19 protein-coding genes are annotated in these 16,079 nt (G+C 71.1%); 10 read left to right on the top strand and 9 right to left on the bottom strand.

From position 1 onward, the window contains the following. The first annotated feature begins 4 nt into the window (after positions 1-4). A complete protein-coding gene (locus BLU20_RS09645) occupies positions 5-409 on the top strand; it encodes a pyridoxamine 5'-phosphate oxidase family protein (RefSeq protein WP_029252656.1) in 405 nt (134 codons plus the stop codon). Between the two features lie 7 nt (positions 410-416). On the opposite strand, the gene BLU20_RS09640 is transcribed toward BLU20_RS09645, so the two are convergent. Further along, on the bottom strand, positions 417-644 hold the full coding sequence (locus BLU20_RS09640; protein WP_029252657.1) for an RNA-binding S4 domain-containing protein: 228 nt from the start codon (positions 642-644) through the stop codon (positions 417-419). A gap of 65 nt (positions 645-709) precedes the next feature. On the opposite strand from BLU20_RS09640, the gene hisD reads away from it, so the two are divergent. Beyond that, complete coding sequence (hisD, locus tag BLU20_RS09635; protein WP_083372383.1) at positions 710-2,032, top strand: histidinol dehydrogenase; 1,323 nt, start codon at positions 710-712, stop codon at positions 2,030-2,032. 18 nt (positions 2,033-2,050) lie between these two features. On the opposite strand, the gene BLU20_RS09630 is transcribed toward hisD, so the two are convergent. Both BLU20_RS09630 and adhP read right to left on the bottom strand, forming a co-directional pair. Then, positions 2,051-4,312 (bottom strand): RecQ family ATP-dependent DNA helicase, encoded by a 2,262-nt coding sequence (locus BLU20_RS09630; protein WP_083372382.1) that lies wholly within the window; start codon positions 4,310-4,312, stop codon positions 2,051-2,053. 63 nt (positions 4,313-4,375) lie between these two features. Continuing rightward, positions 4,376-5,398: an alcohol dehydrogenase AdhP gene (adhP, locus tag BLU20_RS09625; protein ID WP_029252660.1), complete on the bottom strand. Its 1,023-nt coding sequence runs from the start codon at positions 5,396-5,398 to the stop codon at positions 4,376-4,378. 112 nt (positions 5,399-5,510) lie between these two features. Between adhP and BLU20_RS09620 the strand changes: the two genes are divergently transcribed. The 7 genes from BLU20_RS09620 to BLU20_RS09590 all read left to right on the top strand — a co-directional run bounded on the left by BLU20_RS09620 (position 5,511) and on the right by BLU20_RS09590 (position 10,396). After that, positions 5,511-5,933 (top strand): Rieske (2Fe-2S) protein, encoded by a 423-nt coding sequence (locus tag BLU20_RS09620; RefSeq protein ID WP_029252661.1) that lies wholly within the window; start codon positions 5,511-5,513, stop codon positions 5,931-5,933. A gap of 70 nt (positions 5,934-6,003) precedes the next feature. Continuing rightward, complete coding sequence (locus BLU20_RS09615; RefSeq protein ID WP_083372381.1) at positions 6,004-7,173, top strand: histidinol-phosphate transaminase; 1,170 nt, start codon at positions 6,004-6,006, stop codon at positions 7,171-7,173. Beyond that, positions 7,170-7,769 carry an imidazoleglycerol-phosphate dehydratase HisB gene (gene hisB / locus BLU20_RS09610; RefSeq protein ID WP_083372380.1) on the top strand — a complete coding sequence of 200 codons (600 nt, stop codon included), beginning with the start codon at positions 7,170-7,172 and terminating at the stop codon, positions 7,767-7,769. Before BLU20_RS09615 ends, hisB begins: the two co-directional genes overlap by 4 nt. Continuing rightward, positions 7,766-8,278, top strand: coding sequence for a hypothetical protein (locus BLU20_RS09605; protein ID WP_083372379.1), 513 nt, complete (start codon positions 7,766-7,768; stop codon positions 8,276-8,278). The genes hisB and BLU20_RS09605 overlap by 4 nt, the downstream gene beginning before the upstream one ends. After that, positions 8,275-8,916 carry an imidazole glycerol phosphate synthase subunit HisH gene (gene hisH, locus BLU20_RS09600; protein WP_083372378.1) on the top strand — a complete coding sequence of 214 codons (642 nt, stop codon included), beginning with the start codon at positions 8,275-8,277 and terminating at the stop codon, positions 8,914-8,916. The genes BLU20_RS09605 and hisH overlap by 4 nt, the downstream gene beginning before the upstream one ends. Positions 8,917-8,948: 32 nt before the next feature. Then, positions 8,949-9,680 carry a bifunctional 1-(5-phosphoribosyl)-5-((5-phosphoribosylamino)methylideneamino)imidazole-4-carboxamide isomerase/phosphoribosylanthranilate isomerase PriA gene (gene priA, locus BLU20_RS09595; protein WP_029252666.1) on the top strand — a complete coding sequence of 244 codons (732 nt, stop codon included), beginning with the start codon at positions 8,949-8,951 and terminating at the stop codon, positions 9,678-9,680. Continuing rightward, the gene (locus tag BLU20_RS09590; protein WP_231959176.1) at positions 9,677-10,396 is read left to right on the top strand and encodes an SseB family protein; all 720 of its coding nucleotides are present in this window, start codon (positions 9,677-9,679) and stop codon (positions 10,394-10,396) included. Before priA ends, BLU20_RS09590 begins: the two co-directional genes overlap by 4 nt. An 18-nt stretch (positions 10,397-10,414) precedes the next feature. Here BLU20_RS09590 and BLU20_RS14050 read toward each other — a convergent pair whose 3' ends face one another. The 6 genes from BLU20_RS14050 to BLU20_RS09560 form a co-directional block, all read right to left on the bottom strand. Beyond that, on the bottom strand, positions 10,415-10,960 hold the full coding sequence (locus BLU20_RS14050) for a hypothetical protein (RefSeq protein ID WP_052366888.1): 546 nt from the start codon (positions 10,958-10,960) through the stop codon (positions 10,415-10,417). A gap of 9 nt (positions 10,961-10,969) precedes the next feature. Continuing rightward, positions 10,970-11,707 carry a S1 family peptidase gene (locus BLU20_RS09580; protein WP_083372377.1) on the bottom strand — a complete coding sequence of 246 codons (738 nt, stop codon included), beginning with the start codon at positions 11,705-11,707 and terminating at the stop codon, positions 10,970-10,972. Next, positions 11,704-12,294 carry a hypothetical protein gene (locus BLU20_RS09575; RefSeq protein WP_231959175.1) on the bottom strand — a complete coding sequence of 197 codons (591 nt, stop codon included), beginning with the start codon at positions 12,292-12,294 and terminating at the stop codon, positions 11,704-11,706. The genes BLU20_RS09580 and BLU20_RS09575 overlap by 4 nt, the downstream gene beginning before the upstream one ends. After that, positions 12,291-12,650: a DUF1844 domain-containing protein gene (locus tag BLU20_RS09570; RefSeq protein WP_029252671.1), complete on the bottom strand. Its 360-nt coding sequence runs from the start codon at positions 12,648-12,650 to the stop codon at positions 12,291-12,293. The genes BLU20_RS09575 and BLU20_RS09570 overlap by 4 nt, the downstream gene beginning before the upstream one ends. A gap of 106 nt (positions 12,651-12,756) precedes the next feature. Next, positions 12,757-14,265 carry a catalase gene (locus tag BLU20_RS09565; RefSeq protein ID WP_157270423.1) on the bottom strand — a complete coding sequence of 503 codons (1,509 nt, stop codon included), beginning with the start codon at positions 14,263-14,265 and terminating at the stop codon, positions 12,757-12,759. A gap of 50 nt (positions 14,266-14,315) precedes the next feature. Continuing rightward, a complete protein-coding gene (locus BLU20_RS09560) occupies positions 14,316-14,729 on the bottom strand; it encodes a Fur family transcriptional regulator (protein WP_083372376.1) in 414 nt (137 codons plus the stop codon). 327 nt (positions 14,730-15,056) lie between these two features. On the opposite strand from BLU20_RS09560, the gene infC reads away from it, so the two are divergent. Continuing rightward, positions 15,057-16,010: a translation initiation factor IF-3 gene (infC, locus tag BLU20_RS14305; RefSeq protein WP_083372375.1), complete on the top strand. Its 954-nt coding sequence runs from the start codon at positions 15,057-15,059 to the stop codon at positions 16,008-16,010. Positions 16,011-16,079 lie beyond the last annotated feature (69 nt).

Here is a 16,079-nt window from a genome sequence, read left to right as displayed (position 1 = left end):
CGCGATGATTCATCTGAACCCGGAGCAGCGCGTCTTCGTGACCGAACGCCATCTGGCCACCCTGACGACGCTTCGGTCCGACGGGACGCCACATGTCGTCCCGGTCGCGTTCACCTGGGACCCCGAGGCCGGGGTCGCGCGCATCACGACGAACCGCCGTTCGACGAAGGCGCGGAACGCCGCCCGCGACGCCGAGGGAGTGCCGCCACGGGCGGCTCTGTGCCAGGTCGACGGCGGGCGGTGGATGACTCTCGAGGGTCCGGTCGAGGTCGTCACCGACGTCGACGAGATCGCGGACGCGGTCGAGCGATACGCGCGCAGGTACCGTCAGCTCAGCGAGAACCCGGACCGGATCGTCCTTCGGCTCACCCCCGACCGCGTCATGTGCTCCGCCTACATGGCCGAGTGACGGGTCGTCACGCCACTGTCGCGGAGATCTCTCCCTGCGGCATGGCGACCGCCACCACGTCGCCGCGGACGAGCTGCCGTCCACGACGCGTCTCGACCTCGCCGTTGACGGACACCTCTCCGTCGGTGATGAGCTCGCGTGCGTCGGCGCCCGACTCGGCGAGGTCGGCCAGCTTGAGGAACTGACCGAGGCGAATGCTCTCGCCGTCGATCGTGACGGGTTCGGAGGAGTTCATGGGTTCATTGTGCCCGTTCTGAAATGGTCTCGGTGCAGCACGCAGGGCCGTCCTAGGATGGGCACGTGATATCCCGACTGGACCTCCGTGGCCGAAAGCTCACCCGTCGCGAGCTCGTCGACGTCCTTCCGCGAGCCGAGCTCGGGGTCGAGGACGCCGCGGCGCAGGTCGCACCCGTCGTCGCCGACGTCCGACGCCGCGGGGCCGCTGCCCTGCGTGACCTCGCCGAGCGCTTTGACCACGTGCGGCCGCAGTATCTGCGTGTCCCTCCCGCTGAGCTGACGAGCGCGCTCGAGACGCTTCCGGGCACCGTGCGCGCGGGCCTCGAGGAGTCGATCGTCCGGGTGCGCAGCGGGCACGCGGCACAGAAGCCTCAGGACTTCACCGTGCAGATCGCTCCCGGGGCGCAGGTGCGCCAGCGCTGGGTACCGGTCGAGCGGGTCGGGCTGTACGCGCCGGGCGGGCTCGCGGTGTATCCGTCCTCCGTCATCATGAATGTCGTGGCGGCCCAGGAGGCCGGGGTTCCCGGGCTCGCGGTGGCCTCGCCGCCCCAGGCCGACAACGGAGGACTCCCGCACCCGACGATCCTCGCGGCGTGCGCCCTGCTCGGTGTCGAGGAGGTCTACGCGGTGGGCGGTGCGCAGGCCGTCGCGATGTTCGCCTACGGCGCCGACGGTTCTGACCCGGTCGACGGCGACGTGCTCTGCGAGGCGGTCGACGTGATCACCGGGCCCGGGAACGTCTATGTCGCTGCGGCGAAGCGCCTCGTCCGGGGTGTGGTCGGGATCGACGCCGAGGCGGGGCCGACCGAGATCGCCGTCCTCGCGGACGACTCGGCCGACGCCGGGCACGTCGCGGCCGACCTCGTCAGCCAGGCTGAGCACGACCCGCTCGCCGCCGCGGTGCTGGTCACCGACTCGGTGGAGCTCGCCTCCGCCGTGGAGGCGCGGGTGGCGGACGTGGCTGCCGAGACCCACCACCGTGAACGGGTCGCGCAGGCACTGGACGGCCCGCAGTCGGCGATCGTGGTCGTCGACGACATGGTGCAGGGGCTCGGCGTGGTCGACGCGTACGGTGCCGAGCACCTCGAGATCCAGACACGCGACGCCGCCGAGCTCGCCGAGAAGGTGAGGAACGCCGGCGCGATCTTCGTGGGGCCCTGGTCGCCGGTCTCCCTCGGCGACTACATGGCAGGGTCCAACCACGTGCTGCCGACGGGAGGCTGCGCGCGTTTCGCCTCCGGCCTCGGTGTGCACAGCTTCGTCAAGGCGGTACAGGTCATCGAGTACGACCGGGACGCGCTCGCCGTCGTCGCGGACCGCATCGTCGCCGTGGCGAACGACGAGGACCTGCCTGCTCACGGCGACGCCGTCCGCGCGCGGTTCTGAGCGGGCGCGCCGGCCGGGCTACCGGACGCCGAGCACGAACGGGTGCACGGCGCTCGCCCCTGCCTCGCGCAGGAGGCGAGAGGCGACGGTGAGCGTCCACCCCGAGTCGGTGTAGTCGTCGACCAGCAGGACAGCACGGCCCGCAAGGCCTGACCGCGCCGCGTCCGACAGCTCGAGGTGGAGACGGCGCGAGACACCAGCCAGTCGCATCGCGGAGTTCACGTCGTGCCGCGCCGGCGCGGCGTGGTCGGGTGCCGGGCCGACGGAACCGACGAACGGCACCCTCAGGTATCCCGCGAGCCCGGTCGCCAGGTGCTGGACGAGCAGGGGTCGGGTGGTCGACCGCACCGCCACGACCCCCTCGATCGTCAGTGCACGGTCCTCCGCGCGGGCCCCGTCGTCGTCTCCCGTGCTCGGGTCGCCGTCGTCGGACGACGACGGCCCGGCGGTCCACAGCGCGTCCCACTCGTCGAGCACACGTACCGCCGCCTTGCGGAGCGGGACGGGAGTCTCGCCGTCCGCAGGTCGGCCCTCCGCGTCGACGGCGGCGAAGAGGTCGCGGAGCGCGCCGGACCACCCGAGTCCGTCGAGACGTGCGACGGCCCGGCCCGCACCGGCCTGCTCGGCCGCGGGGATTCGGCCCCGCAGGTCGACGCCGAGACTCTCCATGCCGCTTGGCCATTGGCGGCGCGCCGTCACGTCGACACCGACCCGGTCCATCTCCGCCCGTGTCGCGGCCACGGCGTCGGCGTCGGGCGCGTCGGGCAGCCCGACCCCTCCGCACCGGTCGCACCGGCCGCAGGCCCACCCGGCCTCGAGCTCGGGGTCGTCCAGGACCGCGCGGAGATAGGCCATGCGGCACCCGGGCGTCGCGACGTAGTCGAGCATCGACTGCTGCTCGTCGCGGCGTGTCTGCGCGACGCGCGCGTAGCGGTCGGCGTCGTAGGCCCACTCCTGCCCCGTGGCGAGCCATCCTCCCTTGACGCGGCGGACCGCGCCGTCCACGTCGAGCACCTTGAGCATGGACTCGAGTCGTGACCGCTTGAGGTCGACCCGGGTCTCGAGCGCGGCGATCGACGTCGTCTCCGTGGTGCTCAGCGCCTCGAGAGCGGCGCGCACCTGCTCCTCCGCGGGGAACGCCTGCGCTCCGAACCACTCCCAGACGGCTCGGTCCTCCTGTCCGGGCAGAAGGACCACGACGGCCTGATCGACGCCGCGGCCGGCGCGCCCGACCTGCTGGTAGTAGGCGATCGGCGAGGAAGGTGCTCCGAGGTGGACGACGAACGCGAGGTCGGGCTTGTCGAAGCCCATCCCGAGCGCCGACGTCGCGATCAGCGCCTTGACGCGGTTGTCCTTCAGGTCGGCCTCGAGCTGCTCGCGCTCGGCCGGGTCGGTCTGCCCCGTGTACGACTGCACGGCCAGGCCGGCGGCTCGCAGCTGTGTGGCCACCTGCTCGGCCGCGGAGACCGTGAGGCAGTAGACGATGCCCGACCCGTCGACGTCCTGCAGCGTGTCGGCGAGCCACGCGACGCGGCTGGGCTGGTCCGGCAGGGACAGGACGGCGAGATGGAGCGAGGCGCGGTCCAGCCCGCCGCGGAGCACGAGCACCTCCTCGCCGAGGCCGCCGGCGGCCGAGGTGCGCGAGACCCCGAGCTGCTCGGCGACGTCGGCCGTGACCCGTTCGTTCGCCGTCGCGGTCGTGGCCAGTACGGGGATTCCCGCGGGAAGGTCGCCCAGGAGCGTACGGATCCGGCGATAGTCGGGCCGGAAGTCATGGCCCCAGTCGGAGATGCAGTGCGCCTCGTCGATGACGACCAGACCCGCGTCGGCGGCGAGCCGGGGGAGCACCTCGTCCCGGAAGTCCGGGTTGTTGAGGCGCTCGGGGGAGCACAGGAGCACGTCGATCGTCCCGGCGGCGATCTCGGCGTGGACCGTGTCCCACTCCGTCATGTTGGACGAGTTGATCGTCACGGCGCGGATGCCGGCCCGGTCCGCCGCGGCGATCTGGTCGCGCATGAGCGCGAGGAGCGGCGAGACGATGACCGTGGGCCCTGCGCCCCGTGCCCGGAGCAGGGACGTGGCGACGAAGTACACCGCCGACTTTCCCCAGCCGGTCCGCTGGACGACCAGGGCGCGCGCGTGCCGGTCGACGAGCGCCTCGACGGCGGTCCACTGGTCGTCTCGAAGAGCAGCGCCGTCGCGTCCGACGAGTCTGCGCAGAGCGTCCTCCGCCTCGGTGCGGAGTGTGGGCTGCGGGTCGGGTGCGCTCGTGGTTGTCATCAAGACGATCGTAGGCCCGCCCCCTGACACGGAGGCGGGCCCACGACGGCTCGTGCCGGAGGGCTACGAGCGCATGTCCATCACGACGCGGCCGTCGATCGCACCCTTCTCCATCTCGCCGAAGATCTCGTTGATGTCGTCGAGCGGGCGGACGGTGTAGGTCGGGCTGACCTTGCCGCGGGCGAAGAAGTCGATGGCCTCGGCCATGTCCTTGCGGGAGCCCACGATCGAGCCGCGGACGGTCAGGCCCGACAGCACCGTCGTGAAGATGTCGAGCGGGAACTGCTCGGGCGGGAGTCCGACGAGCGAGACGGTCCCTCCGCGTCGCAGCGCGCCGACGGCCTGGGGGAAGGCGTGGGAGTTGACCGCCGTCACGAGAGCACCGTGGACGCCTCCTCCGGTCTGGGCCTGGATCTCGGCGGCCGCGTCGTCGGACGTGGCCGCGTTCACGGTGACCTCGGCGCCGTGCTTGCGAGCCAGCTCGAGCTTCGCGTCGTCCACGTCGACCGCGGCGACCCGACGGCCCATCGCGACGGCGTACTGGACGGCGATGTGCCCGAGTCCGCCGATGCCCGAGACGAGGACCCAGTCGCCAGGCTTCGTGTCGGTCATCTTGAGGCCCTTGTAGACGGTCACGCCGGCGCAGAGGATCGGGCCGACGGCGCTGATGTCGACGCCGTCGGGGACGATCGGGCAGTAGCGGGCGTCCACGAGCATGTACTGGCCGAAGGAACCGTCGACGGAGTATCCACCGTTCTCCTGCTTGAGGCAGAGGGTCTCCCAGCCCGTCTCGCAGTACTCGCACTCGCCGCAGGCGCTCCACAGCCAGGCGTTGCCGACGACGTCTCCGACGCTGACGCGGGTCACCTGGTCACCGACGGCGACGACGGTGCCGACGCCTTCGTGACCGGGGATGAAGGCGGGCTGGGGCTTGGCGGGCCAGTCACCGTGGGCGGCGTGGAGATCCGTGTGACAGACGCCCGTGTAGTCCACCTTGACGAGGGCCTCGTTGGGCCCCGGGGTGGGGATCTCGACGTCCTTGACCGTCAGCGGGGCGGTGAACGAGTCGACGACGGCTGCGCGCATGGTACTCACAGAATCCTCCTGAGTGTTGGTCTGATGCCTTCCATCGTACTCTTCGTGAAGACTTTCACAAATGCTCGAGCCGAGCCTGCCGCCGAATGGGATGATCTGTCTCATGACCGCTATCGCATCAGGGCCTTCCCGCCGTTCTGTCATCGTAGGCACCGGGATCGGAGCCTGCGCGCTGGGACTCGCTGCCTGTGGTTCCACGGGCTCGGAGCCTGCCGCCGTCCAGGAGTCGGCGGACGCCCCGCTGGCGCCGGTGGCGGACGTCCCGGTCGGGGGAGCTCTCGCGGTGACGACGGTCGACGGGCTGGACCTGCTGCTCACACAGCCCGTCGAGGGCGAGTTCCGTGCCTTCAGCGCCACCTGCACGCACCAGGGATGCACCGTTCTCCCCGACGACGGCGAGCTGCGGTGCCCCTGCCACGCGTCGACGTTCGCCCTCGAGGACGCAGCCGTCCTGTCGGGGCCGGCGCCGGAGGCGCTGGCGTCGATCCCGGTCGTCGTCGAGTCGGGGGACGTCTACCTCGGGTAGTCCGTCGCTCGGACGGCCCGTCAGGCGGACGACGACGGCGCCCGTCCGCGCGTTCCGTAGACTTGCTCCCGTGGCCCTCCTCGACGATTCCTCGACCCCGCACGCTCGGCTGCCGGTCCGGCCCGAGCACGCGGGCTTCGCGCCGTACGGGGCACCTCAGCTCGACGTGCCGATCCTGCTGAACGTCAACGAGAACCCCTACCCGCCGGACGACGACGTGGTCAGGTCCGTCGCGGCGGACGTCGCCGACGCGGTCCGTGGGCTGAACCGCTACCCGGACCGGGACTTCCTTCCGCTCCGGAGCGACCTGGCCGACTTTCTCGCACGGGAGTCCGGTGTCCGGCTCGTGCCGGAGCAGCTCTGGGCCGCGAACGGTTCGAACGAGATCATGCTGCACGTCATGCAGGCGTTCGGGGGACCGGGGCGCGCTGCACTGTCGTTCGCGCCGACGTACTCGATGTACCCGGAGTACGCGAGGGACACGGCGACGCGGTGGCTCACGATCCCGCGCCGTGACGACTTCTCGCTCGACGTCGACGCCGCGGTCGAGGCGATCGAGACGAGTGCGCCGGCCGTCGTCCTGATCGCCAGCCCGAACAACCCGACGGGTACCGCGATGACGCTCGAGGGGATCGCACGGATCGCCGAGGCGGCTGCCCGTGTCACGGTCCGCGACCCGGACGGGACCGCGGCCGGGTGCGGGGTCGTCGTGGTGGACGAGGCGTACGGCGAGTTCCGCCGCACCGGGACCCCGTCGGCGCTCGAGCTGCTGGGCGCGCACCCGAATCTGGCCGTGAGCCGCACGATGTCCAAGGCTTTCGCCCTCGCGGGGGCGCGGGTGGGCTATCTGGCGGCGTCCGTCGACCTCGTCGACGCCCTGCGGGTGGTCCGGCTGCCGTACCACCTCTCCGGGGTGACCCAGGCCGTCGCGCGGGCCGCGCTGCGGCACGCGGACGTGCTCCTCGCCCAGGTGGACGAGCTCCGTGCGCGTCGCGACGAGACCGTCGCGTGGCTTCGTCGCCAGACGCGCGCTGGCGTGCCCCTCGACGTGGTGGAGTCCGATGCCAACTTCGTGCTCTTCGGGAGGTTCGATGACCGCGCCGAGATCTGGCAGGGTCTGCTCGACCGGGGCGTCCTGATCCGCGTCGTGGGACCTGACGGGTACCTCCGCGTCTCGATCGGTACCGCCGAAGAAATGACCGTGTTCCGTAGTGCCCTCGTGGAGGTAGCAGGACTATGACCCGTACCGCACGCATCGAACGCTCGACGTCCGAGTCGTCCGTCCTCGTCGAGCTCGACCTCGACGGGACCGGACGGACCGACATCTCGACGACGGTGCCGTTCTTCGACCACATGCTCACCGCGCTCGGGAAGCACTCGCTCTTCGACCTCACGGTGCGCTCGACGGGCGACACGCACATCGACGCGCACCACACCGTCGAGGACACGGCGATCGTGCTCGGCCAGGCGATCCGCGAGGCACTCGGCGACAAGTCAGGCATCTCGCGGTTCGGCGACGCCTTCGTCCCGCTGGACGAGGCACTGGCACACGCTGTCGTCGACGTCTCGGGCCGGCCGTACCTCGTCCACTCGGGGGAACCCGCGGGCCAGGAGCTGCACCTGATCGGCGGGCACTTCACCGGCTCGCTCACGCGGCACGTGTTCGAGTCGATCGCCCACCACGCCGCGATCTGCCTGCACGTCAGTGTGATCTCGGGCCGCGACCCGCACCACGTCGCGGAGGCCCAGTTCAAGGCTCTGGCCCGCGCGCTGCGCGCTGCCGTCGCGCTCGATCCGCGCGTCGACGGCATTCCGTCTACCAAGGGAGCACTGTGAGTACCGACCAGCCGACCGGAGACGGCCTCGAGGGGATCGAGATCCCGGACGACCTGTCGTCCCTGACGGGTTCGGCCGATCCGTCGCTCGCTGTCATCGTCACCCAGATCGCCGGCGCGCAGCCGCTCGCCGCCGCCTGCTCGATCGCCGAGATCTCGGCCGACGCCGTCCCCACCGAGGTGGGGGCGGTCGCGGTGCTCGCTGACACGAAGGGCGATGCGCCCCAGAAGGCGGTGTCGGCGTTGTCGCAGCTCGTGCGCGGCGTGCCCTTCGTCCTCGTCGTGAAGTCCGGTGAGCAGCTCACGGCCTTCCGCTGGCAGGACGGGGCCGTCGAGGAGGAGCTGGCCCCGGGGCTGGTCCTCGGCGGAGCTCCCGAGGTGCTCGAGGACCTCCTCGTCGGGGACGGCGACCTGTCGGAGATCGACGGCGTCGTCGCGAGCGGCTCCGTCTCCCGGTGGAAGGCGATGCGCCAGCTGACGGCCGCGGCCCGCAAGGCCCGCAAGAAGTGACGGCACCACGGGTCGTCGTCTTCGACTACGGGTTCGGCAACGTGCGCTCGGCCGTCCGGGCGCTCGAACGCGTGGGCGCCGACGTCGAGCTGACGTCCGACCGGGACGCCGCGATGTCGGCGGACGGACTCCTCGTGCCCGGGGTCGGGGCGTTCTCGGCGGTCATGGCCGGTCTTCGGGCGGCACGCGGCGACCAGATCATCGAGCGGCGCCTCGCCGGAGGGCGTCCCGTCCTCGGAATCTGCGTCGGCCTGCAGGTGCTGTTCGACGCAGGCATCGAGGGCGGGGAGAGCACCGAGGGACTTGCCCAGTGGCCCGGCGTCGTCGACCGGCTGCAGGCGCCGGTCGTGCCGCACATGGGGTGGTCACCGGTACAGACCCCGGAGGGCACCCGGCTCTTCGCCGGGGTCGAGGACCAACGGTTCTACTTCGTCCACTCGTACGCCGCGCGGTCGTTCACGCTGACCGGAGAGGTCGTCGCCGAGTCGCTCCGGCCGCCGATGGTGACCTGGTCCGAGCACGGCGGCCGGTTCGTCGCCGCCGTCGAGAACGGTCCGCTCTCCGCGACGCAGTTCCACCCCGAAAAGTCCGGCGACGCCGGTGCCACGCTCCTGGAAAACTGGTGTGCCGCCCTCTGAGGCGCACCACACCCATCTGTGAAGGGAACACGATGACTGATCGCCTCGTTCTGCTGCCCGCCGTCGACGTCGCCGACGGCCAGGCTGTCCGACTCGTCCAGGGGGAGGCCGGGTCGGAGACCTCGTACGGCGATCCCCTGTCGGCGGCGCTCGACTGGCAGTCCGGAGGTGCCGAGTGGATTCATCTGGTCGACCTCGACGCGGCATTCGGTCGGGGGAGCAACGCCGAGCTCCTCGCGGAGGTCGTCGGCAAGCTCGACGTGGCCGTGGAGCTCTCCGGCGGGATCCGTGACGACGAGTCGCTCGCTCGAGCCCTCTCGACGGGTTGCGCACGGGTCAACCTGGGGACCGCCGCCCTCGAGAACCCCGAGTGGACCGCGAAGGTCATCGCGGAGCACGGCGAGAAGATCGCCGTGGGGCTCGACGTTCGGGGCACGACGCTCGCCGCGCGCGGCTGGACCCAGGACGGGGGAGACCTCTGGGAGGTCCTCGACCGTCTCGAGGCGGCCGGCTGTTCGCGCTACGTCGTCACCGACGTGACGAAGGACGGCACGCTGCGTGGTCCGAACATCGAGCTGTTGCGGGAGGTCGCGGCCCGTGCGCAGGCTCCGGTCGTCGCGTCGGGTGGGATCTCGAGCCTCGACGACCTGGCGGCCCTGCGCGCCGTCGTCGGTGAAGGGGTCGACTCGGCGATCGTCGGCAAGGCCCTCTACGCCGGTGCGTTCACGCTCCCGGAGGCGCTCGACGTGGCGGGGCGTCCGTGACCGGCCGGCAGATGCCGCCGTCGTCCGGGTTCGCCGGCGACGACGGGTCGGCCGACCCCGCGCTCGCGGCGGCGCTGTCGGCTCACGCCGCGGCGGACGGGCCACTGTCCGACGTCGTCTCCGCACTGGCCGACGCCCGTCTCCTCGTCCCGGTTCTCGCCGAGGCCGAGGTCACCGAAGAGGGGGAGCACGGGACCGTCGACCGAGAGGCGTCCTCGGGGGTCGTGGCGCTCGAGACCCCGGACGGACGTCGTGCGCTCCCCGTCTTCTCGTCGGTCGAGTCGATGGCTCGGTGGCGCAAGGACGCGCGTCCCGTGCCCGTGGAGTCCGCGCGGGCCGCGCAGTCCGCCGTCTCCGAGGGCTGGTCGGTCCTCGTCGTCGACCCCGCCGGCCCGCACACGGCACTCCTGCCGCGTCCCGCGGTCTGGGCGATCGGGCAGGGCAAGGCGTGGGAGCCGGCTGTGGTCGACGGCGTTGTCCAGGCCGAGGTCGCCGAGGCGATCGTCGCCGCCGTCGGGGGGATCGAGCATGTCGCCGGGGTTCGGGCCGAACCGGGACGGTCGGCCGAGGTCGCCGTCGTGCTGGCGATCCACGCGGGTCTCGACCGTCAGGGGCTCGACCGCGTCCTCGGACAGGTGAACGGCGCCCTGGCGCGCAAGAGCGTCATCGCCGAACGGGTCGACTCGCTCGAGCTCCGGGTCGGCAAGGCTGCCTGAGCCCGACGCAGTCCGGGGCTAGCTGCGACGTCGGCCGAGGGCCCACCCGAGGGCGAGTGCTCCGACGGCGGCGGCGACCTGTCCACCGAGGACCGCTCGGTTCACGTCGACGGCCGGGATCCACCGGGTGCGGCCGTCCTGGACGACGTAGACGCCGATCGGCTTGACCCGGAGGCCGAAGCCACCGCCGCCGGCCCCGCCCTCGCCGCTGCCTTCGCCGTGGAGCTCGGCGCCGGCTTCGCCCTGGGCCTCGCCCTGCGCCTCCGCCTGGCCGTCCGCGCCGAGTCCGTCGGTCGGTGCGGCGGCAGGTCCGCGGCCCGCTCCTTTCCCGGCACCGCTCCCGGTTCCGCGGCCCGAGCCGGTGCCGGACCCGTTCCCGGCCCCCGACCCGGTTCCGCCGCCACCACCGGTCCCGGTTCCGCCGGCGATCTTCGCGACAGGGATCACGAGGGTGCCCTCGTGCTCGTACGGCGTGCCGAAGACCCGGCCCGTCGTCATCGTGTCGTCGACCGCCGAGGTGAACTGGGACAGGTCAGGGGTCCATGCGCGTGTGTCGTCCGTCATGACCCAAAACTAGGAGCACGACGCCACCGGCGCGAACGCGCCGTCGTCCTCGAGCAGCGCCTGCACGGTGCTCACCGGCACCAGGAGGCTCTGGTCGGAGGCGGTCTTGGCGTAGACGACGCCGATGACGTTGCCGTCGTCGTCGAGCGCCGCCGAACCGGAGCTGCCCGGCTCGACCTCGGCGTCGGTGACGAGGACCTCGCCCAGGGTCGAGTTCAGCGGGTCCTTCGTGGTGCCGACGACCTCGCCCTGGGTGATGGTCAGACGTCCGCCCTCCGGGTATCCGACGACGGTGACCGTGTCGCCGGGGGCAGGGTCGGAGAGTGCGAGCGTCGGGTATGAGGGAAGCGCCTCCGTCGTGCGGATCACGGCGAGGTCGGCGATGCGGGCGCTCGAGGCACCTTCGACGGCGACGTCGCGGCCGTCGTACGTGCTGAGCTGGATCTCGGAGGAGTCTGCGACGACGTGCTTGTTCGTCAGGAGCGTGTGCTCGTCGAGCGCGAATCCCGACCCGGTCGACAACCCGTCGCACTGGACGTTGCGGATGCGGACCGCCATGCTGCGCACGGCGGCCGAGCCGTCCGTGGTGAGCTCGTCGACGCCGTCGGGAACCTGGGGGGACGGGTCGTCCGGGACAAGGTCCGTCGCCGCAGGCACCGGGTCCGGCAGCGGCGGGAGCGTGCCCGAGCACCCGGCGAGCAGACCGAGCATCATGGTGCTCGCGACCAGGGTTCGGCGTCGTGTCATTCCGTCAGCTCCGTCTGGAGCTGGGCGTTCGCGTCCGTGGCCGACTGGCAGAGGTCGTCGACGTCGTCGGCGAACCGGTCGAGGTCGTCCGGGTCGTACGAGTCGCGGTCCTCGAGATACCCGATGAGCTGAGCCTGCGCATCGATGCACCGGTCGAGGGCGGTCGCGACGGTGCCGGCGGCGTCGGAGACACGCTCCTGGTAGTCGAGGTACTGCTGCGAGACTACGTTCTCGTCCCCGAGCTGCGCCTTCTCGTCGGCCAGCTCGGTGATCCGGTCCTGTGCGGTGGTGAGCTGGCCGCGGGCCTGCTCGAGCTCCGCCGTCGCGCCCGTGAGGGACTCGTCCAGCTGGGCCACCTGTTGGCCGAGCTCGCGCGCGTCGGCCTCCCAGCCGGCGCTCGACTCCTGCCAGCGGGCCGTGGTGACCCAAAGATAGGCAGCCAGGGCGCTGACGAGGAGCAGCGTGGCGAGAAGCAGCCAGGTGGCGACGACCCAGCCACGCCGGGCACCGCCCCGTCCGGTGGCCGGGGCAGGCACCGACGAGGTGCTCAGCGACTCGTTCGGCGGGAGCGAGGGCGGAAGGCTCACGAGACGGCGCCGGTCCACTTCTCGCCGGGTCCCTCGCCCGGCGCGTCCGGGACGACCGAGGCCTCGCGGAAGGCGAGCTGCAGCGACCTGAGCCCGTCGCGGAGCGACCGTGCGTGCTGGTTGCCGATGTCCGGCGCCGAGGCCGTCACCAGCGCGGCGAGCGCGGTAATGAGTTTGCGGGCCTCGTCCAGGTCCAGATGCCCGGCGTCCCCGGCGTCGTCTGCCAGCCCGCACTTGACGGCGGCGGCGCTCATGAGGTGGACCGCTGCGGTCGTGATGACCTCGACGGCGGCGACGTCTGCGATGTCGCGCGTCGCGTCATCGGGTGTGTGGACGTGGTCGGTGTTCTCGTTCATGAAGACATCTTCGCACCCGGTGCGGTGCGCCTGGGCGCGTTGCACCGGGTGCGAAGGCATCGGTTCGGTGTCGTCAGACGACGCCGTCAGCTGCCGTTAGCTGCGGTCAGGCGTCGACGGGCGTGGACGCGGTGCCCGGCTCTCCGGTCTCCAGCGGAGCGACCTCGTCCAGCGCGGCGCGAAGCTTGGCGCCGAGGTCCGCGTCCACTGAGGTCCAGTACCCGATGGCACGCTCGCGGATGTCGGCGCTACGAACGCCGCCGACGTGTCCCGTGATCGTGTCCAGGAACCGGGCCTTCTCCGCGTCGTCGTAGACGTCGCGGTAGAGCGTGCCGGCCTGGCCGAAGTCGTCGTCGTCGCGGTGCAGGGTGGCGGCGGAGCGGGTGAGCTCGCCGTCCGCCTCCCAGCCGCGGGACTCGGCCGCTCGTGCCGGGTCCGCGTGCGCGCCGCCCCGGGAGTTCGGGGCGTGGACGGGGGTGTCCGACGACGCGAACGAGTACCGCATCGCCCCGTCCTTGGCGTAGGAGTGACCCTCGTCCTCGGTTTTCGGAGCGTTCACCGGGAGCTGGGCGTGGTTGGTCCCGACACGGTAGCGGTGCGCGTCGGCGTAGGAGAAGATGCGCGCCAGCAGCATCTTGTCCGGGCTTGCGGCGACACCCGGGACGAAGTTCGACGGCGCGAACGTCGCCTGCTCGATCTCGGCGAAGTAGTTCTCCGGGTTGCGGTTCAGCTCCATCGTCCCGACCTCGACGAGCGGGTAGTCGGCGTGCGGCCAGACCTTCGTGAGGTCGAACGGGTTGAAGCGGTAGGACTTGGCGTCCTCGTACGGCATGATCTGGACCGACAGCGTCCAGCGAGGGTGGTCGCCCGCCTCGATGTGGTCGTAGAGGTCGCGGATGTGGTGGTCGGCGTCCGAACCCGCGAGCTGAGCAGCCTCGTCCCCGCTGAGGTGGTGGACTCCCTGCTCGCTGATGAAGTGGTACTTCACCCAGAAGCGCTCACCCTCGGAGTTGATCCACTGGTAGGTGTGCGACCCGTAGCCGTTCATCTCCCGCCACGAACGCGGCAGACCGCGGTCGCCCATCAGCCACGTGACCTGGTGCGCGGACTCCGGTGAGAGCGACCAGAAGTCCCACTGCATGTCGTTGTCCCGCAGGTTCGACCCCGGCAGACGCTTCTGCGAGTGGATGAAGTCGGGGAACTTGATGCCGTCGCGGATGAAGAACACCGGCGTGTTGTTGCCCACCAGGTCGTAGTTGCCCTCGGAGGTGTAGAACTTCAGCGCGAAGCCGCGGGGGTCGCGCCACGTGTCGGGCGAGCCCTGCTCGCCGGCGACCGTCGAGAAGCGCGCGAGCATCTGCGTCTCGGTTCCCGGCTGGAAGACGGCGGCACGCGTGTAGGCGGAGACGTCACCGGTGACGGTGAACGTGCCGAAGGCACCGCCGCCCTTGGCGTGGACGACACGCTCGGGCACGCGCTCGCGGTTGAACTGGGCGAGCTTCTCGACGAGGTAGTGGTCGTGCAGGACGACCGGACCGTCGGCGCCGACGGACTGCGAGTGGGCGTCTGAGGCGACGGGGGCGCCGGAGGTGGTGGTGGTGAAGGGGGTGGTCATGGTGCTCCTTCGTGGTGGTGTCCCGGGTCGCGGGACGTGGGGGATTGAGGTCACGGGGTGCAGTCGGGGCAGGTTCCCCAGTAGGTGACCTCGGCCGACTCGATGGTGAACCCGTGGTCCGTCTGGGGGATCAGGCAGGGAGCGTGACCCACCGAGCAGTCGACGTCGACCACGGCTCCGCAGAGCCGGCAGACGGCGTGGTGGTGGTTGTCCCCGACCCGCAGCTCGTACCGGGCCGGGTGTCCGGCCGGCTCGATGCGTTGGATCAGGGAGGCCGCGGTAAGGACGCGGAGCACGTCGTAGACAGCCTGGGTCGACACGGTGCCCAGTCGTTCGCGCACGGCCCGGACCAGGAAGTCGGTGTCTGCGTGAGCGTTTCCGTCCAGGGCAGCCAGCACGGCCAGCCGTGGAGCGGTGACACGAAGGCCTCGGCTGCGCAGCTCGTCCGCGGTGGTCGTGGTCATGGGAACCATCAAAGCACGTAATCTGGAGTAGTTCCACTCTTAGAACGAATCCATCCCAGGGCGGTGGCGGTGCGGCGAGCGATCCCTGCTACACTGGATGATTGACCGACCCGAGGTTCGTCTCGGGTATGCAAGTGGACCCCGTCCCACCTGGTTCTCGACCGCGATCGACTGCGACAGAGTTCGGGTACGTCACAGCGCTCGTCAGAGCGTCTAGCTGGGCATCGCTGAGCAGATGCCGAGCTGTGTCGTCGGGCCTCCATCTGCATCTCGGGATGGAGGCTTTTTCCATGCCGGGCGGAAACCGACGAATCCTAGGAGCATCACATCAGCGAGCCTCGTATCAACGACCGGATCCGTGTCCCCGAGGTCCGGCTCATCGGTCCCGGCGGGGAGCAGGTCGGCGTCGTCCGCACGGAGGTTGCCCTGAGCCTTGCCCAGGATGCAGATCTCGACCTCGTCGAGGTTGCACCCGACGCCCGCCCTCCGGTCTGCAAGCTCATGGACTTCGGCAAGTTCAAGTACGAGTCGGACATGAAGGCCCGTGAGGCGCGTCGTAACCAGGCGAACACGATTCTCAAGGAGATCCGTTTCCGCCTGAAGATCGACCCGCACGACTACGGCACCAAGAAGGGCCACGTCGAGCGGTTCCTCAAGGCCGGCGACAAGGTCAAGGTCATGATCATGTTCCGCGGACGCGAGCAGTCTCGCCCCGAGATGGGTGTGCGCCTGCTGCAGCGCCTCGCAGAGGATGTCGCCGACCTCGGATTCGTCGAGAGCATGCCGAAGCAGGACGGTCGCAACATGACGATGGTCCTCGGCCCGGTGAAGAAGAAGGCCGACGCGAAGAGCGAGCAGCGCCGGAAGAAGGACGAGGCTCCCGCGGCGCCGACCAAGACCACGCGTCGCGACCAGGCGGCCGCGGCACGGGTCGACGAGCGGCCCGAGCCTGCGCCCGCGCCGGCAGAGGCAGCGCCGGCCGAGGACTTCCAGGCCGCTGTCGCGGCGGCCGAGGTCAACACGGCTGTCCCGGCTGCACGGGAACCCGAGCAGCCGGCGAAGGCGCCGAGCAAGGCACCGGCGAAGCCTGCGGCGCAGTCCGCGCCGAAGACCTCGCCCAGGCCCGCTGCCGCGCCGAAGCCGGCGGCGGCCCCCAAGCCTGCTGCCAAGGTGGCACCGAAGCCGGCAGCGAAGCCCGCTGCCGCACCCAAGCCCGCAGCAGTGCCGAAGCCAGCGGCACGTCCTGCAGCCAAGCCGACCCCGCGCGGGAAGGCCGACTGACCAACTGAACACAGCGAGTCGCGGCCCTCTGGCCGTGGCCCGATCCGTCGGACGTCGTTCGCGATGCTC

The organism is Paraoerskovia marina (assembly GCF_900105445.1).
Taxonomy (GTDB): Bacteria; Actinomycetota; Actinomycetes; order Actinomycetales; family Cellulomonadaceae; genus Paraoerskovia; species Paraoerskovia marina.
Note: the sequence above shows the minus strand (reverse complement) of the source record. Positions and strands in the feature narration are given on the sequence as shown.